We start from the raw sequence: 25,683 nt of genomic DNA, 5'->3' as shown, positions 1-25,683 counted from the left end.
GGGGAAAAATCGCCCCTCTCCCCTGCGGGGAGAGGGTCAGGGTGAGGGGCGCGAGCTCGCTGCCGCCGCGGGCAGAGGTTTCTTGGGATTTACAGCCTTCTTTGCTTGACGCCCGAACGGATGTTTGGTAGCATAGTCGCATGTTGGGGGTCGGGGGCACAGACCTTGAGGAGCTGGCCCTGGCGGTGCGCAAATTCCAGGCCCGCGACCAGCGCCGCGTCGACGCCAAGGGCCTGCGCGGCCTGATTGACGCCCTGGAGGGCGAGTTATCCGCCATGGCCCGCCGCCTCCAGGAGTCGGGCGAGCATCTGCAGAGCGGCAGCGTCTCCGCCGTCGCCTGGCTGTGTTTCGCTCACCATCGCCTCGTCCATGAGGGGGGATGGCAGGTGGTCAAGGCGGGTCGCGAGTTCCGCTTCCTGCCGCCCGAGCGGGTGGTGATGCGGCGGGCGCGTGGACCGGGTGTGCGCTGGGCGGCTTAAGCCGCCCAGCTGATCTCGATCACCGCTCTATCTGTAGACGCCGTTGTGGCCGAGGCAGTGAAGGCCGACGTTGGGAAAGTACGTCAGGCCGTGATCCTCGGCGCCCACGGGAATCTTGGCGATGAGCTGGCCGGTGACCGTGTTGATCACGTACACCGTGGCGTTGTAGCGCCCCGAGGCCCAGAGCTGGGTTCCGTCCGGGTTGAGCTGCAGCATGTCCGGGCTGCCGCCGCCGGGGATGTACCACTTGGCGACCACGGTGCGGGTGGCGAAGTCGATGACGGACACCGAACCCTCGAGACGGTTGGAGACGTAGAGCGATTTCGTGTCGCGTGACACCTGCAGGCCGTGTGCACCGCGGCCGGTGGGGATGAACTGGATCTCTTTCATCGCGACCGGGTCGACGACCGACACCCCCATTCGGCCCTGGTTGGTGACGTAGAACAGGCTCCCGTCGGGCGAGAGCCTGACGTCGATCGGGAGCCCGCCGACGTGAACGTACCCGGCCAGCCGCATGTTCACCGTGTCGACCTTGGCGACGATGCCCGAATACTCGGTGGAGATCATCAGGTAGCTGCCGTCGGCGCTGAAGTCGAGGTGGTCCGCGCCGGGCCATGGGATCGCCACCGACTTCAGCAGCCGCCATCCGTTGTGCGGGTCGCGGAACTCGATTCGCTGCAGGCGCTCGACCACGTCGATCGCCTTGGAGCCGTCCGGGGTGAAATAGAGGTTGTAGGGAAAAGGTATCGAGATCGTCTGGCCGGAGGGCTTTCCGGTGTGGATGTCCAGGACCGTCAGGCTGCTCGACCCCTCGTTGTCGACGTAAAGCGCGCTCATGTCCCACGCCGGAGCGACGTGATGGGGGATGAAACCGACCGGGTAGTGGTCGATCACCTTGAGGGTCAGCGGGTCGATGACGTCCAGGGTGCCGGCCTTGCTGTTGGGGACGTACACCCGTGGCGGAAGCTCGCACAGCGGGCACGGCACGACGCCGGAGAGGGTGCTCGCGTAGACGTTGACCCCAGGCGGCGGCAGGCTCGCCGGCTGCAGGTCGGGTACGGGCAGCATGCTCTCGGGCTGCGTTTCGACCGGCTGAGTCGCGGCGGTCGACGGCCTCACGGCCGGGGCCGTCCACACCACGGCGAACACCACCGCGGCGGGGCCGACGATGGTCAACGCGAACAGGAAGGCGAAGACGATGCGCACCGACCGCGACCGGAGCGCCGAGGCCAGGCGGCTACTCGTCGGGGAGGTCTTCAAGCTTGGGCGTCAGCTCGCACACCCAGCGGCCGTCGTCCAGGCGCCGGATGAAGCGACCGTAACCCTGGTTCCGGGCGACGTTCGCGAATTGCTCCTGGGTGACGAGCGCGCGCAGGCGGGCAAGGTCGGCGTAAGTGTTGTCGCGCATGATGCCGCCGACAACCCCTGCCAGCTCCCGCCACTGGCCCTCTGACAGCGGCTCGCCGTACCCGGCGATGGTGACCAGCAGCGCCGCCGTGGCGCCCGTGATCGTCTCGGGCAGGATCTTTTCAGCCTTGGCGCGCGTGATGATCTCGCGCCCGGTGCTGATGATGTCGGCGATTCGATCTCGACGCACACCGATGATGTCGCGACCGCTGCCGACCGTCGTGCCTTCCAGATATCTCGGTCCTGCTTCCATGTCCGGCCCACTATTCTAGTTAACGCACCACTTGGACCTGGAACTCGCGCCCGAGCACTCGTCGTTTCGAGCCGCCGTCAGGGAGCTGGCGCAGGGTGTGGTGAAGCCCCTTGCGGCCGAAATCGACCGCCAACACCGGTTCCCCGAAGAGGCGGTCAAAGCCGCCGCCCAAGCCGGGCTGCTCGGCGTCCTGATCCCGCGCGAGTATGGCGGCGCCGGGCTCGACGCCCTCGCGTTCGCCGTCTGCATCGAGGAGCTGGCGCAGGCCTGTGCTTCGACCTCGGTCATCGTCGACGTTCACACCAGCGTCGGCAGCGAGCCGATCCTGCTGTTCGGGACGCAAGAGCAAAAACGCCACTGGCTGCCACGGCTGGCGTCCGGCGAGCTCCTGGGCGCCTTTGCGCTCAGCGAGCCGGCGTCTGGATCCGACGCCGCCTCATTGCAGACGAGCGCCCGCCGCCACGGCGACGGCTATGTGCTCAATGGCACCAAGGTGTTCATCACCAACGTCGGATACGCGGGCCTGTACATCGTCTTCGCGCGCACCGGGCCCGAGCCGAAAGCGGCCGGCGTGAGCGCCTTCCTCGTGCCGGCTGGCACGCCCGGCGTCGGCGTCGGCCAGGTGTTCAAGAAGATGGGCCTCAACGGCTCGCCCACCGGGGAGCTCGTCCTGGAGGACGTGGTCGTCCCCGCCGCCAACCGGCTGGCCGCCGAGGGCCAGGGTTTCACGGTCGCGATGCGTGCCCTCGACTCCGGCCGCATCGGCATATCGGGACAGGCTCTCGGTATCGCGCAAGCGGCCGTGGACGAGTCCCGCGCGCTGCTGGCGGCACGCAACCGCGAACAGGGGGACGATTTCGCCCTGGCGGACATGGCCACGCGCCTGGAGTCCGCGCGGCTGCTCGCATATCACGCCGCCTGGCTTTGCAGCGGCGGGCGCCGGTTCACCCGCCAGGCGTCGATGGCCAAGCTCCACTGCACCGACACCGCCATGCAGCTGGCCCTCGACGCTCTCCAGCTGGCCGGGGAGGAGGGCGCGATCACCGGCAGCCCCTTCGAGCGGCACGTCAGAGACGCCAAGGCGCTGCAGATCTACGAGGGCTCAAACCAGGTTCAGCGCATCGTCATCGCACGTGAACTTCTGCAGGTAAGCTCACGCTGATGGATTTCGAGTTCTCGGAAGAGCAGGTCGCGATCCGGGACACGATCCGAGAGCTGGTCCAGGACCGGGTGGCGCCCCGCGCGGCCGAGATCGACGAGAAAGCAGAGTATCCCGAGGACGTCGAAAGGCTGTTCGCCGACAACGGCATTCTCGGCATCCCGTTCCCTGAGCGGTACGGCGGGATCTCCGGCTCGAGCGTCACCATCTGCATGGGGATCGAGGAGATCGCCAAGGCATGCGCGAGCTCCTCTCTGATCCTCGCCGTCCAGGCGCTGGGCTCGTACCCGATCCTCGTCGCCGGCACCGAGGAGCAGAAGAGGCGGCTCTGCCCGCCGCTGGCCTCCGGCGAGAAGGTGGCCGCCTACGCGCTCTCGGAAGCCGGCAGCGGCTCGGACGCCGCGGCCATGAAGACCCACGCCAAGCGCTACGGGGACGAGTACGTCCTGAACGGCACCAAGCAGTTCATCACCGCCGGCAGCGTCGCCGGCACGCTGGTCGTGTTCGCGCAGACCGACCCGGATTCCGACCACCGCGGGATCTCAGCTTTCGTCCTCGAGCGCGAGACCAGCCCGTGGCAGGCCACCAAGCTCGAGCACAAGTTGGGGATTCGCGGCTCGCCGACGGCTCAGCTGGTCTTCGAAGATGTCAAGGTCCCGGCCGCCAACCGGCTCGGCGACGAGGGCGCGGGCTTCAAGATCGCGCTCGCCGTGCTCGACCGCTCGCGACCGGGAATCGGAGCGCAAGCCCTCGGGATCGCCGAAGGCGCCTTCGATTACGCCCTCAACTACGTCAAGGAACGCAACCAGTTCGGGCAGGCGATCGCGAGCTTCCAGGGCATCCAGTTCATGCTCGCGGACATCGCCACCCAGATCGAGGCTGCCCGGCATCTCGTCTACCGGGCGGCGACCAAGGTCGACGCCAAGGCTGCGGACCTGACCAAGATCGCCGCCATGGCCAAGCTCTTCGCCTCGGACATGGCGATGAAGGTGACCACCGACTGCGTGCAACTGCTGGGCGGGTACGGCTACATCCGCGACTACCCGGTGGAAAGAATGATGAGAGACGCCAAGATCACGCAGATATACGAGGGCACGAACCAGATTCAGCGAGTCGTGATCGCGCGATCGCTCCTCCGCTAACCGCCGTGGACAGGGCGCCCGTCGAAAGTCCCTCCCCTCCGCCGGCGGTGGCGCCGTACCATCCGCCGCCGGCCTATCCGCCGCCCGGCATCGCTCGCGGCGGCACCACCGATGGGCGCGCCATCGCCTCGCTGCTGACCGCGATCGCCGGCCTCGCGCTCGGCCTGCCGCTCGGCGTTCCCGGCCTCGCCCTGGGTCCGATCGCCTATTTCCTGGGCCGGTCCGCGACGGGCCGGATCGACGGCTCGGCGGGTGCGTTGGGTGGACGCAGCCTCGCGGTCTCAGGCTGGGTGCTCGGGGTGGCGGCCACCGCGATCGGAGCCGCCGTCTCCGTGGTGTGGCTGGTGGTGGTGCTGGTCACGATCTCAGCCCCGCCGGTCTAGCACTCGGTGGAGCGCATCACGGACGCGTTCGGATGGCCGGTGCGCGATCCCGAGTGGCTGACCAAGGTGTTGATCATCGCGCTGACCCTGCTGATCCCGATCGCCGGCTCGATCAACGGGATCGGATGGATGCTGGCGTCGCTCGACCGGCTGCGGGCAGGTGAAGAAAGACTCGCGCCCGCCCACCTGGGCCACATCGGTCGCGGGGTCCGCGTCTTTGTCGTCAACCTGGTCTACGCGCTCGCGCTCGTCCTGGTCGCGGCCTTGCTCTACACGCCGGCGGTGTTGATCTTCATCCACGAGGGCAGAGGCTCGCCGGACGCCGGCTTGGTGTCGCTGGGCGTCCTCCTGAGCCTGCTGGCTTTCAGCGCCGCCACCCTCGGCAGCCTGGCGTTGAGCTTCGCCCTGCCGTCGATCGTCCTGGCCACGGAAAAAAGCGGCATCGCGGGAGGGCTGACGGTGCCAGACGTGCTGCGCCGCCTCCGGCTGAACATCGCCAGCACCCTGATCGCCGGCCTTATGCTGATCGCCGCCGCCTTCATAGGTTCGTTGGGGACGGTCGCGTGCGGCGTCGGTGTCTTGTTCACCAGCGCCTATGCGCTGGCGATGCAGGCGTGGATAATCCGCAGTTTCGAACTCGGTTCTCAGACCGCTGGATCAGCGTAAGGAGAAGCCTCATGTCGGACTTGCCGCCGCCACCGCCGCCGGGCGGCGAATACCCGCCCCCGCCACCTCCGCCGAGCGGCGGATTCACACCGCCACCTTCGCCGCCGGGGGGCGGGTTCGTCCCGCCTCCACCGATGGGCTACGGGGGAGTGCCGGGGGCGTATGCGGCTCCGCGCACCGACGGCCTGGCGATCGCATCGCTCATCGCCGGCATCCTGTCGCTCGTCTGCACGGTCGTGTGCCTGGGCATCGTCCTGGGCCCGACCGCGGCGATCATGGGCTTTATCGCCCGGCAGCGCGTCCGCTCGAGTGGCGGCGCCGTCGGCGGTGGCACCATGGCCTCGGTCGGCCTGGCCCTGGGGATCCTCGGCTTCCTGGCCAGCGTGGGCTGGTTCTTTTTCGCCGTCTACGCTTTGATCCACTCTTCGGGCGCCAGGCCGGCGACCTAGCCGCCGTGACGTAACCCGGAGGGCTCCATCAGCGTTCCTTAAGGCCTGGACGGTAAAATCCCGGTGCGCATGCTCAGGGCCAGGCCAAGGGCCAGGCGATCCCGCTACCACGTCTTCCACCGCCTGACCCGGTCGGTCCCCGCGGTATTGGTCGCTGCCCTGCTGCTGGTGGTGATCGTGGGCGCCACGCTGACCTACAAGCGCTTCGATGACTTCATCGCCGCGACCACCGGGCATCACCTCAACCCGATCGGCGAGGTCGTGCAGGCGGTCGAGCCGGCGCCCGGCACGATCGCCTACAAGCTCAAGCACGGCCAGCAGGTCAACATCCTCCTGCTCGGGATGGGCGGTTACGAGAACGACGCGCCCTACCTGACCGACTCGATCATGGCCGTGACCATCGACCCGGCGACCGACCGCGTGATGCTGGCCTCGATACCGCGTGACCTGGTCGTCCACATGAACCTGCAGGACCCGTCCAGCCGGACCTGGACCAGCAAGATCAACGCGGCTTACGAGGTGCCGTACACGAACATCATCTGCTGCGTCGCGTCGCAGTTCACCGGCCGTGACGGGGGCGGGTTGGCGGCGGAGCATGAGGCCGGCAAGGTGACCGGGATCACCTTCGACAAGTACATCGGCGTCGACTTCGTCGCGTTCCGGGACATGGTGAACGCGCTGGGCGGGGTCGACGTCTGCCTCTCCACCAACCTGGACGACTACTCGTATCCGGATTACCACAACGGCTACATGCCGATCCACTTCAAGGCCGGTTGCCAGCACCTGAACGGCGAGCAGGCGCTGGAGATCGCGCGGTCACGCCACGCGGAGCAGCCCCAGCAGGCCTCCGACTTCGGTCGCGCGCGCCGGCAGCAGGACATCATGCAGGCGATCAAGAAGAAGGCGACCTCCATCAACGGGTTCTCGAAGGCGCCGCAGCTCCTCGACGCCCTGCAGAAGAACATTCATACCGACATGAGCCTGTCGGACATGAAGGCGATCTATGACTGGGGCAAGAACCTTCCGGACACCTCGATCATCCGCATCGCGCTCACCGCGCCGTCGGGTGCGGCCGAAGGCAACCTGCTCGACTCTTACGACTGCGGCATGGGGCCGTACGTCTCGCAGCTGTGCGCCGACGACCCGACCTACAACATGATCCACCGGTATTTCTCGTCAATCTTCGTCGACCCGAAGGCGATGGCCGAGAAGGCGCCTGTCCAGCTCGCCAACGGCGCCAACAACTTCCCCGGCCTCGAGAGCCGGGTGACGTCGATGCTGGATCCCCTCGGGCTCCAGCTGGCCGACCCGGTGGTGCACCGGCCGACGCCGCAGACCGTGATCCTCGACTACTCGGGCGGCCGGTTTCCCCTGACCACCAAGTGGCTGCAGAGCTTCTTCGGCGCCACCGTCGTCCAGGCCACCCCGACCAACCCCGCGCCCGCCCCGGGCCAGCAGGCCTACGGCCTGGTGGTGGTGCTCGGGCACGACTTCGCCCTACGCTGGTTGGGCGAGTGAAGACCTGAACGACTCAGACCTGGCGGCCCGGTTTCGCTCCGGCGACGTCCGAGCTCTGGCCCGCGCGATCAGCCTCGTCGAAAGGCGCGAGCCTTCGGTGCGCGCGCTCGAAGAGGGCTTGCGCGGCCACGGCCGCACGCCCGGGGTCCTGGGCTTGACCGGCGCGCCAGGCACCGGCAAATCAACCCTGGTGGACGCGCTCGTGGCGCTGCTGAGAAGCCAGGACAGCTCGGTCGCGGTCCTCGCCACCGACCCCAACTCGCCGTTCACGGGCGGCGCGATCCTCGGCGATCGCGTGCGCATGCAGCGCCACGCGCTCGACCCCAAGGTGTTCATTCGCAGCATGGGGGCGCGCGGGCACCTCGGCGGGCTGTCCCTCGCCGCCCGCGAAGCGATCCGGCTCCTGGGCGCATTCGGCTTCGACCAGGTGATCCTCGAGACGGTCGGCGTCGGCCAGTCCGAGCTGGAGGTGGCGGCGGTGGCCGACACGACGGTGGTCGTGCTCACCCCCAACCTGGGCGATGGCGTCCAGATGATCAAGGCAGGCATCCTCGAGATCGCGGACATCTTCGTCGTCAACAAGGCCGACCTCGACGGCCACAACCGCGTCGTCACCGAGCTCCGCGCGATGCTGAGCCTGGCGCCGGGCCGCGCGCTGGGCGGCACGCCGAGGGCCTGGAAGCCGCCCATCATCGCCACGGTGGCGGCCCGCCAGGAGGGCATCGACGAGCTGTGGGAGGCGGTGCTCGCCCACCGGCGCCACCTCGAGTCGAGCGGCCGGGTGCGCGAGCTCGCGGAGCAGCGGCTCCGGGACGAGACCGCGGAGGTCGTCGCCGAGCTGGCCCGTCGGCACGCTCACCGAGCCCTGGCGGAGGATCCCAAGCTGGCCGAACGGCTCCTGAAGGACGGCACCCCGTATCGGACGGCCGAGGAGATCCTCAACCGGAAGCCATAATGGGTCCGAATCGATGAAAGTCCGAGCGCGCGGCCCGAAGCAGGCGTGGAAAGAGGATTTCGAGTCGGGCCCCACACGCGACGACGGCATCGAAACGTCGACGATCTCCGGCGTCCCGCTCCGTCCTCTCTACACGTCCGAAGACCTGCCTCGACGCCCCGAAGAGCTCCCCGGCCGGTTCCCTTACACACGCGGCATCCACACGAGCGGGTACCGCGGCCGGCTGTGGACGATGCGCCAGTTCTCGGGCTTCGCCACCGCCGAGGAGACCAACCGGCGTTACAAATACCTGCTCGCCAACGGGCAGACGGGCTTATCGGTGGCCTTCGACATGCCGACTCTGATGGGCCAGGACTCCGACGCGCCGACCAGTCGAGGGGAGATCGGCCACTGCGGGGTGGCCGTCGATTCGCTCGCCGACATGGAGACGCTGTTCGAGGGCATACCGCTCGGCGACATCACCACCTCGATGACCATCAACTCGCCGGCCGCGATCCTGCTGTGCATGTACATCGCGGTGGCGGAGGGGCAGGGCGTGCCGGCGTCCGGGTTGGGCGGCACGCTGCAAAACGACATCCTCAAGGAGTTCATCGCCCAGAAGGAGTTCATCTTCCCGCCCGGGCCTTCGATGCGCCTGGTCGTCGACTCGATCGAGTACTGCGCCAAAGAGGTGCCGCGCTGGAACACCGTCTCGATCTCCGGCTACCACATCCGCGAGGCCGGATCGACGGCCGCCCAGGAGCTCGCGTTCACGCTCGCCGACGGCATGGCCTACGTCGATGCGTGCCTGGAGCGCGGGATGCGCATCGACGATTTCGCCTCGCGGCTCTCCTTCTTCTTCGACGCGCACATCGATTTCTTCGAGGAGATCGCCAAGTTTCGCGCGGCCCGCCGCATCTGGGCGCGCTGGATGCGCGAGCGCTACGGCGCGCAGGACGAGCGGTCCTGGAAGCTCCGGTTCCACACTCAGACGGCGGGCGTGTCGCTGACCGCCCAGCAGCCCGAGCTCAACATCGCCCGCACTGCGGTCGAAGCGCTGGCGGCGGTCCTGGGCGGCACCCAGTCGCTGCACACCAACGCCATGGACGAGGTGCTCGCGCTGCCCACCGACAGGGCCGCCCGCATCGCATTGCGCACCCAGCAGATGCTGGCCTATGAGACCGGGGTCGCGAACACCATCGATCCCCTGGGCGGCAGCTACTTCGTCGAAGCCCTCACCGACGAGATGGAAAGGCAGGCGGAGGCTTACTTCAAGCGCATCGAGGACCTGGGCGGCGTCATCCCCGCCATCGAAGCGAGCTTCTTCCAGAAGGAGATCGCCGACGCGGCGTTCCGCTACCAGCAGGAGCTGGAGCAGAAGCGGCGGCTGATGGTCGGCGTCAACGAGTTCACCGTCGACGATGAGCCGCCGATCGAGATCCTGCGCATCGACCCCAAACTCGAGCGCGAGCAGGTGGCGCGAGTGCGCGGGGTGAGGGCCAAGCGCGACCAGGCCAGGTGCTCGAACGCGCTCAACCGCCTGCGCAAGGCGGCCGCGGGCACTGACAACCTGATGCCGTACATTCTCGAATCCGTGCGTGCATATGCCACCGAGGGGGAGATCATGAACAGCTTGATCGAGGTGTTCGGCATCTATACGGAGACGGCGGTCGTATGACGGCCACGGCGGTACGGCCCGTCCGGATCATCGTCGCCAAAGTCGGTCTCGACGGCCACGATCGCGGCGTCAAGGTGGTGGCCAGAGCGCTGCGCGATGCCGGCTATGAGGTGATCTACACCGGCCTGCGGCAGACGCCGGAAATGGTGGTCGACGCCGCGCTCCAGGAGGATGCCCAGGTCATCGGGCTGTCGATCCACTCGGGCGCCCACATGACGCTGTTCCCCGCGGTCGTGAAGGAGCTGAAGCGGCGCAAGGCCGGCGACGTGGTCGTCTTCGGCGGCGGCATCATCCCCGACGACGACATCGCGGCCCTGAAGAAACTGGGTGTGGAGCGGCTCTTCACGCCCGGCACCCCGCTCCAGGAAATCGTCGACTGGCTGAGGCAACGCTTCCCCGACGCGAGCTAAGCCGCAGCGGCCGCTCAGCCGCCCTGCAGCACCACCGTGCCGGCCATCTTGTCCATCCATCCCTGCTTCCGCGCGTCGAACGCGACCCAGATGACGCCGATGAAGCAGGCCAGGAAGGAGATGAACAGGCCGATCCATCGAATCAGGGCCTTGGTGACATCGATCGGCCCGCCGGTGTTGGCGTCGACCACGCGCAGCTTGAAGATCCGCTGGCCGAGCGTGGCTCCCCAGTAGGTCCACAGGCCGACGAAATAGGCGATGCCGATGAGGAGGTTGAGTCCAGCGGCGAGGCCGTAGTTGGCGCTGGCCGGGTCCGCCGGATTGGCCTGCAGGAGGGCGTCGAAGAGCCTGGAGACCACGGCGAGAATGACGCCGTCGATGAGGTAGGCGACGGCCCGGATCCAGAAGCCGCCGTACGCCGCCCGCGGGGCGTAGGCCGGGGCCGGCGAATAGACGCCTGGCATCGGCGGGGGCGGCGAGTAGCCGCCGGCAGGCGGCGGGGGCGGCGAGTAACCGCCGGCAGGCGGCGGGGGCGGCGGGTAACCGCCGGGAGGCGGCGGGGGCGGTGAGTAGCCACCGGGAGGTGGCGGGGGGTTCTGCATGCCTTCAATCCTCCGGGTGACGTGGCTGAAGTCGGCGCCCTGCGGCTTTGCCGTATCATAGCGACGCCTCTCCGACACGAGGCTGAACCATGCAACTCAAAGCCTCCACCCGCCAGCTTCTCGGCAAGCGCTCGCGCCGTCTTCACCGCGAGGGCAAGCTTGCCGGTGTCGTGTACGGCCGCAACGCCGCCGCGACGCCGCTGGTCCTGGACCGGCTCGAATTCCAGAAGGTGTTCGTGAAGTCCGGGCGCACGCACCTGGTCGACCTGGTGGTCGACGACAGCCACACCGAGAAGGTGCTCGTGCGGGAGATCCAGACGCATCCGCGCCGTCTCGGTCCGATCCACGTCGACTTCTACCAGGTCAGCCTGGAAGAGAAGATCACCGTCGAGGTGCCGGTGCACCTGGTGGGCGAGTCGGCGGCGGTCAAGCGCGGGGACGCGGACGTCCTGCAGCCCATCCACATGGTGCGGGTCGAGTGCCTGCCCACCGACATCCCGGAAGCCTTCGAGGTCGATCTCACCGCGCTGAAGGACGTCGAGGCCGAGCTGCGCATCTCCGAGCTCGACGTGCCCAAGGGAGTGACGGTGCTCGTCGAACCTGAAGAACTGGTGGTCAAGATCGTGCACCGCCGTGAGCTCAAGGCCGAAGAGGCGATTCCGGGCGCCGAGGCCGAGGCCGAGGCCGGGGGCGAGGCCGAGGCCGCCGGCGCTGAGGAAGCAGCCGAGACCAAGGAATGAGCTCACCGCCGTTGGCGGTGTCGCTTTCGTCCCAGCTCATCGACAACGGTGTCTTCGTCGTCGTCGGGGCACTGGTCTTCCTGGTCTTCGTGGTCGCATCACGCCTGCTCGCCCGGATGGCCACCGAGCAGCTGAGCCGGCGCCAGGTGCGCGCCGACGTGATCGTCGTCGGTCGCCGGGTGCTGGTGTTCGGCTTCATCGGTTTCGGGGCGTTGATCGCCCTGGGCATCGCGATCCGGAGCGAGAACGTGACCTTTGCCGGCATCGTGCTGGCCACGATCATCGCCAGCTTTGGCGTCCAGGACCTGCTCAAGGATTACGTCTCCGGCTACTACGTGCTCCTGGAGCGCCACCTCAAAGTGGGCGACCACATTGCGGTCGAGACCTGGTCGGGCACGGTGACCCAGATCAAGCTGCGCGTGACTTTGCTGAGCAACGGCGAGGGCGATGTCATCGTGGTGCCCAACGCCGAGCTGTTCAACCGTCCGGTCACCATCCACGCCCGTCCGGTCGCCGCGCCGGAGGTGGAAGCGGAGGCTAGCTCAGAGCCCCCAGGGTGATTCGGTACAGGGCTTCGAGCTGCGGGCCCTGGATCTCGGATTCCTCCGCCAGGAGCTCGTGAATGGTCCGCGAGGCGAGCTCGACGTGCGTCCCCGCCGCCACCTGGGTCGCCAGCGACCGCAACCGATACGTGTGGTCCGGCTTGCCAGTCGTGGTCTCGAGATGCACCTCGACCCTGTCCAGCTGCACCACCTCCGCCCACTCCGCGACCTCCGCCGCACCGGTTTCGGGAGCGTCCGACAGGTGCAGGCAGTTGAGCCCGCCGAAGATGCCGTAGCGCTCTCGCAGCGAACCCGGCCTCGACTGCGAGATGCGCGTCTCACCGAGGTCGTAGCGCATCTGCTTGAGCGCGTCCGCCGAGGCGGTGACGCGGCCGACGACCATCGGCAGCGCGGTCATGAGATCCACCAGCCAGGGAAAGAACGGCCGTCCCTGCAGGAAGTCGTAGTGGCTCTCGATCAGAGCCGCCTGTGGTTGGAACCAGGTCAGGGATTGGATCTTCCAATCGCGCTCCGAAGCCAGCCACGACCAGATGCCGGCGCGCGCTGCCAGCCGGTGGGCGGCGTCAGGTTTGAAGATGAGGAGCGCATCAGCCACGGGACCGTGAAGTCTACTTGGGAGGCTTTGGGTCGCGCGGCCCGGGCTGGTAGAGCCTGCGGCCCACGAGCTTCTCCGGCAGATGCGTTTGGTCCGCGACTCCGCCTTCGAAATCGTGCGCGTACTTGTAACCCTTGCCGTAGCCCATCGACCTCGCAAGACCCGTCGCGGCGTTGCGCAGGTGGATGGGCACCGGCTCGTTGCCGGTCGCTTCGATGAGCTGTCGCGCGGCGCCGTACGACGTGAGGGCCGAGTTCGACTTGGGCGCGAGGGCGAGGTACAGCGCCGCCTCAGTCAGCGGCAGCACGGCCTCCGGCATGCCCACGAAGTGCGCCGCCTGCTGGGCGGCCACGGCCACCTGCAGCGCTTGCGGGTCGGCGAGGCCGACGTCCTCAGCCGCGAGGATCACCAGGCGGCGGGCGACGAACAGCGGGTCCTCACCCGCCTCGAGCATGCGGGCCAGCCAGTACACGGCCGCATCGGGGTCGCTGCCGCGAACGCTCTTGATCAGCGCGGACACGATGTCGTAGTGCTGGTCGCCGGCGCGGTCGTAGAGCAGGTGGCGCTCCTGCAGCGCCCGTTCGATGTGGGTCAGGCCGATCGCATCCCCCGCGGCCAATGCCGCCGCCGCCTCGAGGCCGTTCAGCGCCACGCGGGCATCGCCGCGCGCGCTCTCGAGAAGCGCGTCCATCGCCTCCTCCGCGATGCGGGCGCCGAGCTCGGCCAGGCCGCGATCGACCACCTGCTTGAGCTCACCCCGATCCAGGGGTTCGAGCCGGAACACCCGGCTCCGCGACAACAACGGCGCGATGACCTCGAAGGACGGGTTCTCGGTCGTCGCGCCGATCAGAGTCACCGTGCCGTCCTCGACGTGAGGCAGGATCGCGTCCTGCTGGGCCTTGTTGAAGCGGTGGATCTCGTCGATGAAGATCACCGTCCGGAGGCCGGCCCGACGGTGGAGGTGGGCCTCCGCCACGACCTTGCGAAGGTCCGCCACCCCCGCGGTCACGGCGGACATGGCGACCATCCGCGCCTTGGTTTCTGCCGCCAGCAGCCGGGCCAGCGTGGTCTTGCCGCTTCCGGGCGGACCCCACAGGACGATGCTCGGAAGGTGGCCCGAGCGCGTCAGCTCGCGGAGCACGTCGACGGCGCGGCGCTGCCCGACGAGATCGTCGAAGCTCTTCGGCCGCATTCGGGTGGCGAGCGGGGCGTGCGGCTCGGCCCCTCCCGGCAACTCGAAAAGTTCACCCTGACCCGCCATCCAGGCCCCTACAATGCGCCAATGGCGTCGTGCTGGTACTGCAATTCGGAGCTGCCAGAAACCTCCCAGTACTGCCCGAGCTGCGGGCACAGCCAGACCGACCGGTCCTCCAGCCCGCTTTTTGGGGTCGTCGACCCGACCACCGGCATCTGGAACTCGAAGTTCGTCAATGCCCTGGTCGGGCAGGAGGCCAACCGGGCGGTCCGCTACCACCGGCCGCTGTCGGTCCTGGTGGTCGAGCTCGACCATGCCGAGCACATCCACAAGGAGCTCGAGCACATCCAGATCGAGGGCTTGCTGCGAGAGATATCCGAACGCATCGGCCAGGCCATCCGCGACACGGACACGGTCGGGTTCCTGGACGCGGACGGGCCGCCGCACTTCGCGATCGTGCTGCCGGAGACGGACGAGCAGGGCGCGACGCTGGCAGCCGACAAGATCCGCCGCTCGATCGCCGCCCATGATTTCTCCACCAGCGGCGGCTGGCAGCGGATCACGGTCAGCTGCGGAGCGGCGACGATCGGCGTGCTGCCTCGCGGCAACGAGGAGGCCGGGTTGATGAACCGGCGCGAGTTCACGGGCAACCTCCTGCGGGAGGCGTACCACGCGCTGGAGTCCGGGCGATCGGCCGGCACCAACCGCACCTCGGTCGGCGCCCTGCGGAGCTAGAGCGGGAAAGACGCTTCAGGTCTCTCCCTCTTAGGATCACCTTTGATTTGACGCGCATCTACCTGATCCGCCACGCCGACGTCGAGAACCCTCACCGGCTGCTGTACGGGCACCTGGACGGGTTTCACCTGAGCGCGATCGGCCGGACGCAGGCCGGCGCGCTGGGCGACCGCCTGCGCTCCGCCGGCATCCAACGCATCGTGCACAGCCCCCTGGCGCGCGCGGTCGAGACCGCCAAGCTGATCAACGATCGGCTGGCTGCGCCCGCGATGCTCGAAGCCGACCTCGAGCTGCGTGAAGCCGAGTTCAGCCGTTACCTCCAGGGCCTGCCCTACTGGCAGGTCCCGCTGCGGCGGCCGCTGTGGTTCGTGCACAAGGCGAAGCGGGGATTGCTCCCCGGGGATGAGCCGATCGAGCAGCTGGGCGGCCGGGTGCTGGCGGTCGCCAGGCGCCTCGCGCGCGAGCACGCGGGCGAGCCGATGGCGATCGTCAGCCACGCGGATCCCCTGAACGCGGCCAGGATCTTGCTCGAGGGCCGCCCGCACAACGAGCGGGAGATGTACCGCCGGGGCGTCGAAAAGGCCGGCATGCTCCAGCTGGACATGGACGGCGAGACGCCGGTGGCTTGGGAGTACATCGCTCCGCCCGAGGTCGGCAAACCGGCCAGCGCCGCGGCTTGAGGCGAGCGGCTCGGCCGGAAGCCCGCCCGTGCCTCTGAGGCGCTTCCCCGACGGGTTCCTCTGGGGGACGGCAAGCGCCGCCCACCAGGTCGAGGGCTGCAACCGGAACAGTGACTGGTGGGAGTTCGAGCAGAAGCCCGGGACGATCGCCAACGGCGATTCCTCCGAGGCCGCCTGCGACCACTACCACCGTTATCGGGAGGACTTCGCGCTCCTGCGCGAGCTCCGCCAGAACGCACACCGCCTGTCGATCGAGTGGTCGCGCATCGAACCCGCTGAAGGCGAGTTCGACGCGCGGCAGATCCGCCATTACCGAGACGTGCTCGGAGAGCTGCGGGAACAAGGCGTCCAGCCCATGGTCACGCTGCACCACTTCACCAGCCCGGCATGGTTTGCGCGCAAGGGCGGCTGGGCGGCCTCCGGCTCGGCGCATGCGTTCATGCCGTTCGTGCATCGCGTGGTCGAGGAATTGGGCGACCTGGTCGCCATGTGGTGCACGATCAACGAGCCCGGCATTTACGCCGCCAACGGCTGGATGGTGGGCGAGTTTCCGCCGGCGCACCATGGAGACGTCGCCGGCGCCTACCGCGTGGCGGGCAACATGCGCCGCGCTCACGAGCTCGCGTATCGCGCCATCAAACGCCGCTGGCCGGACGCTCCGGTCGGACTGTCGCACCACAAGTTCCTGTTCATGCCGGCGACATCAAGGCGTCGCGACCGCTGGGCCGCTCAGACCGCGCAGCTGGTCCTGGATCGGTGGCCGGTCGCTCCAGGGCAGCTGCACCGTGTCGTCGAGGCGACCTCCGACTACATCGGGATCGCCCACTACTGGGGGCAGATGTGCGCCTTCGACCCCAGCCGGCCGCAGGACCAGTTCATCCGCCGGTTCAACGTGCCCGGCGCGCCGGTGACGGACATGGGCTGGAGCGCCGACCCGAGCTGGATGCGCACCGTGTTGAATGAGCTGCGCGACCTCGGCAAGCCGGTGTACATCACCGAGAACGGGCTGGCCAGCAACGATGACGAATGGCGCCAGCGCTATCTCGTCGACGTCCTGTCCAACGTGCTGCTCGCGATCGAGGACGGTGTCGACGTCCGCGGCTACTTCCACTGGACGAACATGGACAACTTCGAGTGGGCCCGCGGTTACGCGATGCGCTTCGGCCTGATCTCGGTCGACCGCAGCACTCTGGAACGCACGATCAAGCCCAGCGGACGCCTGTACGCACGCGTGGCCCAGGCCAACGCCCTTCCCGAATGAGACACACTAGAGACTCGTGAGTCTCAGGTCCGGGTTCCTCGCCGCGGGTGCCATCGTCCTCTGTGCGGTGCTCATGCTCTCGCTCGTCTGGGGGCTCCAGCACGCTGCGCTGGCCAACCCGCCGCTTCTCGGCAGGACCGCTCCGCGCCTCGCCATCGAGACGCCGGGCGGGGAGCAGGTGCGCGTCTGGGAGCTCCAGGGCAAGCCGGTCGTCGTCAACTTCTGGGCCTCCTGGTGCACCGCCTGCCTGCAGGAGCTCCCGGTTCTGGCCGACGGCTTCGCCAGGCACCGCGATGCCGTCTTCATCGGGGTCGACAACCAGGACACGACCGGCGGGTTCCAGAGCTTTGAGGCGCGGTATCCGCACCCGTACCCCGTCGGGCCGATCGTGACCGGCAGCTACCAGGCCTATGGCGTGGCGGGCCTTCCCGTGACGTTCTTCATCGACACGCGGGGCCGGATCGCGGCGTCCTTCGCCGGCCCCCTCGATGCGACCACCCTCGACCACTACCTGGCGCTGATCGCCGCGCCATGATGACCGGGCTTCGTTGGGGGATACCGGCCGCCGTGATCGCGGCGTGCGTGGGCTACCTGGCCTACTCCGCCTCTGGCGGCTCCGCCGAGTACTACCTCACCGTCTCGGAGCTGCGGTCGCATGCGACCAGCGGCGACGTGCGGGTGGCCGGCGTGGTCGAGGACGACATCCAGAAGAGCGACGGCGGCCTGCACATCACGTTCACCGAGAAGGACGGAACGGCAGCGGTGCCGGTCGATTACACGGGCACCGTGCCCGACATCTTCAAGCCGGGGATCACGGTGGTCGCGGAGGGCAAGCTCGGGCCGGACGGGGTGTTCCACGCCCGGACGTTGCTCGCCAAGTGCCCGTCGCGGTTCTCGACCAAGCCGTATGTGCAGTGAACCGGTGAGGCGCCGATGATCATCGGCTACCTGGGCGCCGGCGCCCTGCTCGCGGGACTCGTGCTGGGCGGGTTCTCCGCTCTGCTGTCCTTCTGGGCGGGCTGGCGGCGCCACGCGGTGATGGTCCAGGTCGGGCGCCGTGGCTTTTACGCCGCGACGGCCATGATCGCCGTCGCCGGCGGGCTGCTCGAGACGGCGCTGCTCACGCACGACTTCTCGCTGGCGTATGTCACCGAGCACACCGACCTGTCGACGCCGACGGCGCTCGTCGCGGCGGGATTCTACGGCGGCCAGGAGGGTTCGCTGCTTTACTGGGCGCTCGTGCTGGGAGTGCTGGGCAGCGTCTCGCTGGTCGCCAGCGCCGCCTTGGGGCTGCGCCTGGCCGGTTATGCCGCGGGCGTCATGGCGTCGATCCTGAGCTTCTTCCTGGTGGTGCTGGTGCTCGTGGCGAGCCCGTTCGACCTGCTTTCCCTGACCCCGCCCGACGGCCTCGGATTGAACCCGGTGCTCCGCGACGGCGGGATGCTGATCCACCCGCCCGTCGTGCTCGCGGGTTTCGCCTCGTTCGCCATCCCCTTCAGCTTTGCGGCCGCCGCGCTGCTGGCGGGCCGGTCGGATGCCGCATGGATCGCGCACACGCGGCGCTTCGCGCTGATGGCCTGGGGGCTGCAGACCACGGGTCTGGTGCTGGGCATGTGGTGGGCCTACCACGTGCTCGGCTGGGGCGGCTACTGGGGCTGGGACCCGGTCGAGAACGTGGCGCTCCTGCCGTGGCTGGCGACCACCGCGTACCTGCACTCGTCGCAGGTCCAGCGGATGCGCGGCCGGTTGCGTGCCTGGAACTTCGGGCTCGTCATCCTCGCCTTCCTGCTCGTCGTGTTCGGCACCTTCATCGTGCGCAGCGGAGTCGTGCCGTCCGTTCACACGTTCGCCATCAGCGCGATCGGGCCCTGGTTCCTGGCGTTCCTGTTCATCTGCCTGGCCTTCTCGGCTGCGCTGCTCGCCATCCGGGCTCCATCCTTCGGCAGCCGCGCCGAACCCGCACCCCTGGTGTCGCGCGAGGGGGCCTTCGTGCTCCAGAACCTCCTCCTGGTCGGCGTGATCGTCGTCATCTTCTGGGGCACGATCCTCCCTCTGGTCTCGGGGATGCTGGGACGGGAGAGCGTGGTCGGGGCCCCGTACTACGAGCGCGCGGCCGGGCCGCTGTTCGTGGTGCTGCTGGCGTTGATGGCGGCGGGGCCGCTTTTGCCCTGGCGCCACGCCGGCACGCCGGTGCTGCGAGCCCTCCGCTGGCCGGCCGCCGCGGCGGTGATCGTGCTGGGCGCGCTCCTGCTGGCGGGCGTGCGCTCACTCCCGGCGCTCGTGTCCCTGCCCCTGGCCGTGGCGGCGGGGGCGACGTGCATCGCCGAGTACGCCCGCGCCGGCTGGCGGATTCGCCGCTTGGGGGGCGGGTGGGGCCGAGCGGCCGCGCTGGCCCGTCGCCGGCGGAGGCGGTACGGCGCCTACCTGGCGCACCTCGGGCTGGTGGTGCTCGTCATCGGCCTCGCGGGCTCCCATTTCTGGCAGCAGGAGAAAGACGTGACGCTGATGCCCGGAGACCAGGTGACGGTCGCCGGTTACACGCTCACCTACACGGGATCTGAACAGCGGCAGCTGGCCGACCATACCGAGCTGGTCGCCGCCATGCGCCTGGGCGAAAAGATGCTCGAACCCGGGCGGGCCACGTACGCGGGGCTCGGCGGCCAGTCGCTGACGCACGTGGCGATCAGCACCACGCCGGTGGCCGACGTCTACGTCGTCCTCGCCGGGGTGGGCAGTGACGGTGCCGCCTCCTTTCGCGTGTTCGTCAACCCCTTGGTGACATGGATCTGGGCGGGCGGGGCGATCATCATCCTCGGCGTGCTGCTGGGGAATCTCGGCGAAAGGCGCGCGGTGGCGGAATTGGTGACTCGGCGCGTGGCCAGCGCCCTGCCGGCATAGATGGTGCTCATCGTCGCCACCCTGCTTCTGTTCGCCGTCGGTCCGTTCGTGCTGTGGCCGCTGATCAAGACGCCGGATGAGGCGGAGGAGAAGGGGGATACGTGAGCATCCTCGTCGGCCACGGACTGACACATCGATTCGGTCCGGAGCTGGCGCTCGATTCGGTGGACCTCGTGCTCGACGCCGGTGAGCACATGGCCGTGCTGGGCGAGAACGGCGCCGGCAAGACGACGCTGCTTCGCATCCTCGCCACCGCGTCGCGTCCGACTTCGGGCCGCCTCGAGATTCTCGGCCTCGACGCCATGCGGGAGCGAAGACGGCTGCGGCACAGGATCGGCTTCGTCGGCCACTCGCCCGGGCTGTATCCCGCGCTTTCCGCGACCGAGAACCTCGAGTTCTTCTGCGCGCTCCAGGGGGTGAGCCGCTCGCGCGTGGCGGAGACGCTCGCGTTGGTGGGCCTCGCCGGCGCGGCGGGACGGCCGGCGGGCCAGCTCTCGCGAGGCATGCAGCAGCGACTCGCGATCGGGCGCGCGGTGCTTCACGACCCCAAGCTCCTGGTGCTCGACGAGCCTGACGCGAGCCTCGGCTCGGACGGTGCGGACCTGCTGGCGCGGGTGATGCACGGCCGGACGGCCGTGCTGGCGACGCACGACCACGCCCTGGCCAACCGGCTGTGCCCGCGCACGCTGGTGCTGCGCCACGGCCGGTCGGTCGGCACCGCCACCCGGCTCAGCGTCCTCCGATGAGCACCCCACACGAGCCGCGAGCTCGCGAGGGCCGGGGATGACGGGGGCGATCGCGGTCGCGCTCGCGGTCGCGCGCAAGGACCTGAGGTCCGAATGGCGCACGCGCGAGGTGGTGCCGGCGCTGGCGCAGTTCGTCGTCCTGGCTCTGGTGATCGCCAACTTCGGGTTCCAGATCGACTCTCGCAACGCGGCGGCGATCGCCCCCGGCGTGCTGTGGCTCGCTCTTGTCTTCGCCGGCCTGGTCGCATTCGGGCGGGCGTTCGCCGCCGAGCGTGAGCAGGCGTCGCTCGAAGCCATGCTGATGACGCCGGCGCCGCCGGCCGCGATCTTCGCCGGCAAGGCGCTCGCGGCTGGTTTGCTGCTCGTCGTCTGCGAGGCGGTGCTGCTGCCCGCGCTGGCGCTCTTCTTCGGCGCCCCGCTCTCCCTTCCGGTCGTCGCCGCCGTGCTGCTGGCGACCATCGGCATGGCCGCGCTCGGCTGCCTGTTCGCCGCCATGGTGGCGCGGATGCGCGCGCGCGAGCTGCTCCTGCCGCTGCTGACGCTGCCCTTGTGGATCCCGATCATCGTCGCCGGCGGGCAGGCGGTGCAGGCCGCGATGGGTTCGGGCGGCGGCTACGGCAGCGCCCTGGGTCTGCTCGTGGACTTCGACATACTGTTCGTGGTGCTCACCTCCCTCGCGGCGCGGTTCGTGCTCGATGACTGAGGCCGGTGCGCGCGCCGGGCGCTTCACCGGATACGAAAAGGCGGCAGCCGCCGCGGTCGTGCTGATGCTGGCGGCCGCCGGCGCCATCTTCGGATTCGCGCCGGCCGACGCGCTCCAGGGCCCGGTGCAGCGAATCTTCTACCTGCACGTCAGCTCGGCCATCGCCGCCTACGGCTGCTTTGCGGTCGTGTTGCTCGGAGGCGCGATCTACCTCCGCACGGAGAGCGCCGCCGCGGACAGGTGGGCTCGCGCCGCCGCGCTGGTCGGACTCGTGTTCACCACCGTGACGCTGGTCATGGGGATGTTGTGGGCGAAACCCATCTGGGGAACGTTCTGGACCTGGGACGCGCGGCTCACGTCGACGCTCGTCCTCTGGATCATCTACGCCGGTTACCTGCTGGTCCGCCGGCTCGCCGAGCCCGGGCGGCAGGCCGCGCGCTTTGCGGCGGTCGTCGGCATCTTCGGTTTCATCGACGTCCCGGTCGTGCACTTCAGCGTGACCTGGTGGCGCACCCAGCACCCTGGCCCGGTGATCGTCAACGGCGCGCTGCCGCCGGAGATGCTGGCCACGTTCTTCTTCACCATGGCCTGCACGCTGGTCCTGGCCGCGGTGATGATCGCCATCCGCTACCGGATCGAGGCCGTCACCGACGGCTCGCAGCCGGCGGCCGTGGCGCCGGCGCCCGTCGTCAGCGCCCCCGATCCAGGGCCGTCAGGGGTCCGGTGAGGTGATCTACCTCGTCGCCGCCTACACGTTCGCCGTGCTGCTGCTTGGCGGCTACCTCGCGTGGTCGCTCCAACGCCTGCGTGAGCTGACACGAACCCAAAGGCGTTAATCGTCGGCGGCGGGCCCGCGGGCGACGCCGTCGCGGCCGGGTTGCGCGACGCGGGGTTCGGCGGCGACATTGTCCTTGCCGGCAGCGAGGCGGTGCTGCCGTACGAACGGCCGCATCTCTCCAAGGGCTACCTGCTGGGGACGGTGCCGCGGCAGCGCCTGGGCCTGCGCCCGGCCGGCCAGTATCGCGACCTCGGCATCGAGCTGATGCTCGGCGAGCCGGTCGCCGACCTGGGGATCGAACGGCGCACGGCCGCGCTCGAGAGCGGACGCATGATCGCCTGGGACCGCCTGTGCCTCGCCACCGGGTCCGGTGCCCGCCGTCTCGTCGGCTTCGAGGACGGGATCTATCTGCGCGAGCTGCCGGACGCCGACGCGCTGCTCGCGGAGTTCGACCGCCACGACGAGCTGAGCGTCGTCGGGGCCGGGTTCATCGGCTGCGAGGTGGCCGCCGCGGCCAGGCAAAAGGGCATCGGGGTGCACGTCTACGAAACCCTCGACCAGCCGCTCATGCGAGTGCTCGGCCCCGAGCTCGGCGCCTACCTCGCCGAGGTCCACCGCGCGCACGGGGTCGACCTTCGTCTTCGCGCTGACGCTCCACCGGGGATCTCTCCACCCGTGCTCGTCGGCGCCGGCTCGCAGCCTCGGACGGAGCTCGCTGAGCGTGCCGGGCTGGAGGTGGACGGTGGCATCGTCGTCGACGACTTCGGCCGCACCTCGGCCCCGGACGTTTTCGCCGCCGGGGATGTGACCCGCTTCTGGAGCCCGCTTTTTGAGGCCCGGATCCGCGTCGAGCATTTCCAAACCGCCCAGCGCCAGGGCTTTGCGGTCGGGCGGGCCATGGCCGGGGTCGACGAGCCCTTCACCGAGGTGCCCTGGTTCTGGTCCGATCAGTACGAGCTCAACCTGCAGTACGTGGGCGCCGGTGTGGCGTGGGACGAGACCGTCACCCGGGGCGCATTCGGACGGCCGCCCTTCAGCGTCTTCTACCTGCGGCGGGGCCGGCTGGTGGCCGCGGCCGGGATCAACGATCCGCGCATCGTTTCCCGTTCACGCCGCCTGATGCAGCGGCGCGCCACGGTCAGCCCTCGGGACCTGGCCGATCCGGGCTTCGATCTGCGCTCGGCGCGGCCTGCCTGAGCTTGGGCGCGAGCCCGGCGACGATCCGTTCCGTCAACCCCCACACGACGCTGTGTTCATGAGCGAGGTAGCGGAACCGCCTCGGGTCGTCGGACGTGAGCCAGGCGCTGTCGTCCAGCAGCCGGTCGAGCGGTATCGCCAGCACGCCGTCGAGCTCGCGCGCGTCGTGGACGAAGGTCGGGACGGGAGCCGCCAGGTGGGCGACGAAGGGGACGACCGAGAAGTTGGAGACTGCCGCATAGATCGGGTCGCCGGCGCCGAGCGCCCTCAGGCGGCCGACCGGCACGCCGATCTCCTCTTCGACCTCGCGCTGCGCCGCCGCCCAGGCCGACTCCCCCTCCTCGACGCCGCCGCCGGGCAGGGCCACCTGCCCGGGGTGGTCCCGGAGGTCGGCGCGGCGCCGCACGAAGGGCACCCGCCACCGTCCCGCCGACTGGTACAGCACGAACACCACGGCGGCCCGCCGCGCGCCTGGGCTGAACTCGCCCCAGCCGTCGATCGGACGGAGCAGGTGTTCGAGCCGGGCCAGGAATTCAGTCATCTCGCCTCGTGGCTGATGCGTCATGCGCGCGCCCGGGCGGTTGGTGAAGCCGCATCGGAGCGGTAAGCTAAGAAAGGTAGCTGAGCATGATCGACCACACGAGCGCGCGAATCGAGCAGCAGGAGACGGCCCTTCGCCTCGAGAATCGGCGCCGTTACGCCTTCCAGCGCATGCTGGAGGCCACCGACCGGGTGCTCTGGCAGCTGGAGGAGATGAATCGGGACGGCGTCAAGACGGTGCCGGCGCCGGTTCGCGCCGAGCTTCGTGAGGTGTTCGAGACCATGCCGCCTCACGTTCGGGAGCCGCTGCGGGACTGCGGTCACGTGCAGGACGCCCTGGACGGCCTGTTTGAGGTCCAGGAACGCCTGTTCAGGTGGCGGTACCCGGACTGGCAGGACATCGAGCCGGACGGGGAGCCCGACGACATCGACTACGCGAGCTAAGCGCTCGCCAGGGTGAGCACCAGGTCGGTCGCGTAGGCGGTCAGGAAGCCGAACAGCAGGCCCCAGGCAAACGCCGGCGGCGAGCTGAGCTTGCGGCCGACGTGGAACAGCTCGTTCAGGACGTACAGCAGCGCCCCGGCCGCCAGCGCCAAGAACGCCACGTAGATGAAGCTCGAGCTGGCCAGATAGCCGATCCAGGTGCCGAGGAAGGTCGGACCGCCGCCGATGAGGCCGGCCAGCCCGAGGAAGCCCCACGACGCCGGTTTCGGGTTCATCGTCATCGGCGCCGCGATGCCGAAACCCTCGGTCACGTTGTGGAGCGCGAAGCCGACGACGAGCACGCCGGCGAAGGCGATCGCCCCGACATGCGCCGATTCTCCGATAGCGAGGCCCTCGGACAGGTTGTGCAGCCCGAGGCCGGTCGCGATGGCGAGCGAGATGGATTGCGGGCTCGGCGAGTCCGCGCCGTGCTTGAACCGGCCGAACAGCGCGCGGTTGAAGTACACGAGGACCAGGAGTCCGGCGGCGATGCCGCCGGCGAATATGACCGCCATGAGGGTGAACGTGCCGGGGTGGCCGGCTCGAACGGCGGTCAGGGCGTCCTGGACCGGTGCTCCGGCGTGCGTCAAGATGTCCCACAGCAAGAAGACCAGGATGCCGGTGGCAAACGCATTGAGGAAGCCCTGTGCCGACTTCGGCAGACCGCGCAGACGGGCCACCGGCAGCCCGAGGAAAATCGTGGCGCCGGCGATGCCTCCGAGTAGGACGGCGACCGATTGGCTCACAGTGCTCTCAATTGTGTTCTCAAGGGATTAGTACGTGCAAAAGTCGCGATTAGATAAGTCTAACGAGGGACCGCGACCGCCTTCCGAGGTGGTCTCGCGCTACCTGGAGGCCATCTACTACATGTGGTCGGAGGGCGAGCCTTTGCGGAGCGCCCGCCTGGCGGATTGGCTGGGAGTCAGCCGGCCCACGGTGACCGTCGCGTTGCGGCGGATGGCGCGCGACGGCATGGTCCGCATGAACGGCCGTAAGGAGATCGAGCTCACCGCGCGCGGGCAACGGATGGCGGAGTCGATCGTCAGACGGCACCGGATCATGGAGCGATGGCTGACCGACGGTCTCGGCCTGGACTGGGTGACCGCCGATGCGGAGGCCGCCCGCCTCGAGCACGCCGTCTCGGAGGTGGTCGAACTCCGGCTGTACGAGGTCATCGGGCGCCCCGGCACCTGCCCGCACGGCAACCCCATCCCCGGCTATTCGGAAGCCCTGCCGAACGAGGTGCGCCTTGCCACCCTGGGCAGCGGCGCCAGGGCCAGCATCTCGCGCGTGTCGGAGGTCGCCGAGCGGGAGGCCCCGCTGCTGCTCGCGTACCTCCTCGAGCGCGACCTGACCCCGGGCAGGCAGATCACGGTGCTCGAGGTCGACAAGGTGGCGCGGACGCTGCGGCTCCGGGCGGCGGAGCGGGAGATCACCCTGAGCCACGAGACTGCGGCCAAGCTGTGGGCGGTGCCATCGCCCTGAGCCG

At 69.0% G+C, this 25,683-nt stretch carries 31 protein-coding genes; 24 read left to right on the top strand and 7 right to left on the bottom strand.

Annotated features, from left to right (window positions below; genetic code table 11):
- The first annotated feature begins 140 nt into the window (after nt 1-140).
- Nucleotides 141-479 (top strand): hypothetical protein, encoded by a 339-nt coding sequence (locus EPN29_05030; protein ID TAN33997.1) that lies wholly within the window; start codon nt 141-143, stop codon nt 477-479.
- Between the two features lie 27 nt (nt 480-506).
- Here EPN29_05030 and EPN29_05025 read toward each other — a convergent pair whose 3' ends face one another.
- Entirely contained in the window at nt 507-1,547 is a 1,041-nt protein-coding gene (locus EPN29_05025; GenBank protein ID TAN34003.1) for a YncE family protein, read from the bottom strand.
- 169 nt (nt 1,548-1,716) lie between these two features.
- Nucleotides 1,717-2,139, bottom strand: a complete 423-nt coding sequence (locus tag EPN29_05020; protein ID TAN33996.1) for a hypothetical protein — start codon at nt 2,137-2,139, stop codon at nt 1,717-1,719.
- 31 nt (nt 2,140-2,170) lie between these two features.
- Between EPN29_05020 and EPN29_05015 the strand changes: the two genes are divergently transcribed.
- From EPN29_05015 to EPN29_04975, 9 genes are all read left to right on the top strand, one after another.
- Nucleotides 2,171-3,301, top strand: a complete 1,131-nt coding sequence (locus EPN29_05015; protein ID TAN33995.1) for an acyl-CoA dehydrogenase — start codon at nt 2,171-2,173, stop codon at nt 3,299-3,301.
- Nucleotides 3,301-4,440, top strand: a complete 1,140-nt coding sequence (locus EPN29_05010; GenBank protein TAN33994.1) for an acyl-CoA dehydrogenase — start codon at nt 3,301-3,303, stop codon at nt 4,438-4,440. The genes EPN29_05015 and EPN29_05010 overlap by 1 nt, the downstream gene beginning before the upstream one ends.
- A gap of 5 nt (nt 4,441-4,445) precedes the next feature.
- Complete coding sequence (locus tag EPN29_05005; protein TAN33993.1) at nt 4,446-4,823, top strand: hypothetical protein; 378 nt, start codon at nt 4,446-4,448, stop codon at nt 4,821-4,823.
- Between the two features lie 6 nt (nt 4,824-4,829).
- On the top strand, nt 4,830-5,489 hold the full coding sequence (locus EPN29_05000; GenBank protein TAN33992.1) for a DUF4013 domain-containing protein: 660 nt from the start codon (nt 4,830-4,832) through the stop codon (nt 5,487-5,489).
- Nucleotides 5,490-5,500: 11 nt separating this feature from the next.
- A complete protein-coding gene (locus EPN29_04995; protein TAN33991.1) occupies nt 5,501-5,938 on the top strand; it encodes a DUF4190 domain-containing protein in 438 nt (145 codons plus the stop codon).
- A 69-nt stretch (nt 5,939-6,007) separates the two neighbouring features.
- Nucleotides 6,008-7,456, top strand: coding sequence for a LytR family transcriptional regulator (locus tag EPN29_04990; GenBank protein ID TAN33990.1), 1,449 nt, complete (start codon nt 6,008-6,010; stop codon nt 7,454-7,456).
- A gap of 4 nt (nt 7,457-7,460) precedes the next feature.
- Nucleotides 7,461-8,411 carry a methylmalonyl Co-A mutase-associated GTPase MeaB gene (gene meaB / locus EPN29_04985; protein TAN33989.1) on the top strand — a complete coding sequence of 317 codons (951 nt, stop codon included), beginning with the start codon at nt 7,461-7,463 and terminating at the stop codon, nt 8,409-8,411.
- A gap of 13 nt (nt 8,412-8,424) precedes the next feature.
- Nucleotides 8,425-10,068, top strand: coding sequence for a methylmalonyl-CoA mutase (locus tag EPN29_04980; protein ID TAN33988.1), 1,644 nt, complete (start codon nt 8,425-8,427; stop codon nt 10,066-10,068).
- The gene (locus EPN29_04975) at nt 10,065-10,478 is read left to right on the top strand and encodes a cobalamin B12-binding domain-containing protein (GenBank protein ID TAN33987.1); all 414 of its coding nucleotides are present in this window, start codon (nt 10,065-10,067) and stop codon (nt 10,476-10,478) included. The genes EPN29_04980 and EPN29_04975 overlap by 4 nt, the downstream gene beginning before the upstream one ends.
- Before the next feature lie 14 nt (nt 10,479-10,492).
- Here the strand turns inward: EPN29_04975 and EPN29_04970 are convergent, their stop codons facing one another.
- Nucleotides 10,493-11,080, bottom strand: coding sequence for an RDD family protein (locus EPN29_04970; protein TAN33986.1), 588 nt, complete (start codon nt 11,078-11,080; stop codon nt 10,493-10,495).
- An 89-nt stretch (nt 11,081-11,169) separates the two neighbouring features.
- Between EPN29_04970 and EPN29_04965 the strand changes: the two genes are divergently transcribed.
- The gene (locus EPN29_04965; GenBank protein TAN33985.1) at nt 11,170-11,820 is read left to right on the top strand and encodes a 50S ribosomal protein L25; all 651 of its coding nucleotides are present in this window, start codon (nt 11,170-11,172) and stop codon (nt 11,818-11,820) included.
- The gene (locus EPN29_04960) at nt 11,817-12,380 is read left to right on the top strand and encodes a mechanosensitive ion channel (protein ID TAN33984.1); all 564 of its coding nucleotides are present in this window, start codon (nt 11,817-11,819) and stop codon (nt 12,378-12,380) included. The genes EPN29_04965 and EPN29_04960 overlap by 4 nt, the downstream gene beginning before the upstream one ends.
- On the opposite strand, the gene EPN29_04955 is transcribed toward EPN29_04960, so the two are convergent.
- Together EPN29_04955 and EPN29_04950 are read right to left on the bottom strand one after the other, a co-directional pair.
- Nucleotides 12,358-13,137 carry a hypothetical protein gene (locus EPN29_04955; protein TAN33983.1) on the bottom strand — a complete coding sequence of 260 codons (780 nt, stop codon included), beginning with the start codon at nt 13,135-13,137 and terminating at the stop codon, nt 12,358-12,360. The genes EPN29_04960 and EPN29_04955 overlap by 23 nt on opposite strands.
- A complete protein-coding gene (locus EPN29_04950) occupies nt 12,992-14,239 on the bottom strand; it encodes a replication-associated recombination protein A (protein ID TAN33982.1) in 1,248 nt (415 codons plus the stop codon). The genes EPN29_04955 and EPN29_04950 overlap by 146 nt, the downstream gene beginning before the upstream one ends.
- Nucleotides 14,240-14,260: 21 nt before the next feature.
- Here EPN29_04950 and EPN29_04945 point away from each other — a divergent pair, with 21 nt between their 5' ends.
- The 10 genes from EPN29_04945 (at nt 14,261) to EPN29_04900 (ending at nt 23,171) form a co-directional block, all read left to right on the top strand.
- Nucleotides 14,261-14,908: a diguanylate cyclase gene (locus EPN29_04945; protein TAN33981.1), complete on the top strand. Its 648-nt coding sequence runs from the start codon at nt 14,261-14,263 to the stop codon at nt 14,906-14,908.
- The gene (locus EPN29_04940) at nt 14,722-15,588 is read left to right on the top strand and encodes a histidine phosphatase family protein (GenBank protein ID TAN33980.1); all 867 of its coding nucleotides are present in this window, start codon (nt 14,722-14,724) and stop codon (nt 15,586-15,588) included. The genes EPN29_04945 and EPN29_04940 overlap by 187 nt, the downstream gene beginning before the upstream one ends.
- A 28-nt stretch (nt 15,589-15,616) precedes the next feature.
- The gene (locus tag EPN29_04935; protein ID TAN33979.1) at nt 15,617-16,849 is read left to right on the top strand and encodes a glycoside hydrolase family 1 protein; all 1,233 of its coding nucleotides are present in this window, start codon (nt 15,617-15,619) and stop codon (nt 16,847-16,849) included.
- Nucleotides 16,850-16,865: 16 nt separating this feature from the next.
- The gene (locus tag EPN29_04930; protein ID TAN33978.1) at nt 16,866-17,384 is read left to right on the top strand and encodes a TlpA family protein disulfide reductase; all 519 of its coding nucleotides are present in this window, start codon (nt 16,866-16,868) and stop codon (nt 17,382-17,384) included.
- Complete coding sequence (locus EPN29_04925; protein TAN33977.1) at nt 17,381-17,767, top strand: cytochrome c maturation protein CcmE; 387 nt, start codon at nt 17,381-17,383, stop codon at nt 17,765-17,767. Before EPN29_04930 ends, EPN29_04925 begins: the two co-directional genes overlap by 4 nt.
- A 15-nt stretch (nt 17,768-17,782) precedes the next feature.
- On the top strand, nt 17,783-19,747 hold the full coding sequence (locus EPN29_04920) for a heme lyase CcmF/NrfE family subunit (protein TAN33976.1): 1,965 nt from the start codon (nt 17,783-17,785) through the stop codon (nt 19,745-19,747).
- Between the two features lie 101 nt (nt 19,748-19,848).
- Complete coding sequence (gene ccmA, locus EPN29_04915) at nt 19,849-20,493, top strand: heme ABC exporter ATP-binding protein CcmA (protein TAN33975.1); 645 nt, start codon at nt 19,849-19,851, stop codon at nt 20,491-20,493.
- 37 nt (nt 20,494-20,530) lie between these two features.
- On the top strand, nt 20,531-21,196 hold the full coding sequence (locus EPN29_04910; GenBank protein ID TAN33974.1) for a heme ABC transporter permease CcmB: 666 nt from the start codon (nt 20,531-20,533) through the stop codon (nt 21,194-21,196).
- Nucleotides 21,189-21,923, top strand: a complete 735-nt coding sequence (locus tag EPN29_04905; GenBank protein TAN33973.1) for a cytochrome C assembly protein — start codon at nt 21,189-21,191, stop codon at nt 21,921-21,923. Before EPN29_04910 ends, EPN29_04905 begins: the two co-directional genes overlap by 8 nt.
- A gap of 150 nt (nt 21,924-22,073) precedes the next feature.
- Nucleotides 22,074-23,171 carry a reductase gene (locus tag EPN29_04900; GenBank protein TAN33972.1) on the top strand — a complete coding sequence of 366 codons (1,098 nt, stop codon included), beginning with the start codon at nt 22,074-22,076 and terminating at the stop codon, nt 23,169-23,171.
- On the opposite strand, the gene EPN29_04895 is transcribed toward EPN29_04900, so the two are convergent.
- On the bottom strand, nt 23,113-23,736 hold the full coding sequence (locus EPN29_04895; GenBank protein TAN33971.1) for a CoA pyrophosphatase: 624 nt from the start codon (nt 23,734-23,736) through the stop codon (nt 23,113-23,115). The genes EPN29_04900 and EPN29_04895 overlap by 59 nt on opposite strands.
- A 62-nt stretch (nt 23,737-23,798) precedes the next feature.
- Here EPN29_04895 and EPN29_04890 point away from each other — a divergent pair, with 62 nt between their 5' ends.
- Nucleotides 23,799-24,155, top strand: a complete 357-nt coding sequence (locus tag EPN29_04890; GenBank protein TAN33970.1) for a hypothetical protein — start codon at nt 23,799-23,801, stop codon at nt 24,153-24,155.
- On the opposite strand, the gene EPN29_04885 is transcribed toward EPN29_04890, so the two are convergent.
- Nucleotides 24,152-24,940: a zinc permease gene (locus tag EPN29_04885; protein ID TAN33969.1), complete on the bottom strand. Its 789-nt coding sequence runs from the start codon at nt 24,938-24,940 to the stop codon at nt 24,152-24,154. The two genes, EPN29_04890 and EPN29_04885, sit on opposite strands and share 4 nt — an antisense overlap.
- A gap of 88 nt (nt 24,941-25,028) precedes the next feature.
- Here EPN29_04885 and EPN29_04880 point away from each other — a divergent pair, with 88 nt between their 5' ends.
- Nucleotides 25,029-25,679, top strand: a complete 651-nt coding sequence (locus tag EPN29_04880; protein ID TAN33968.1) for a metal-dependent transcriptional regulator — start codon at nt 25,029-25,031, stop codon at nt 25,677-25,679.
- Nucleotides 25,680-25,683 lie beyond the last annotated feature (4 nt).

Source organism: bacterium, assembly GCA_004299235.1.
Taxonomy (GTDB): Bacteria; Chloroflexota; Dormibacteria; order Dormibacterales; family Dormibacteraceae; genus SCQL01.
Note: the sequence above shows the minus strand (reverse complement) of the source record. Positions and strands in the feature narration are given on the sequence as shown.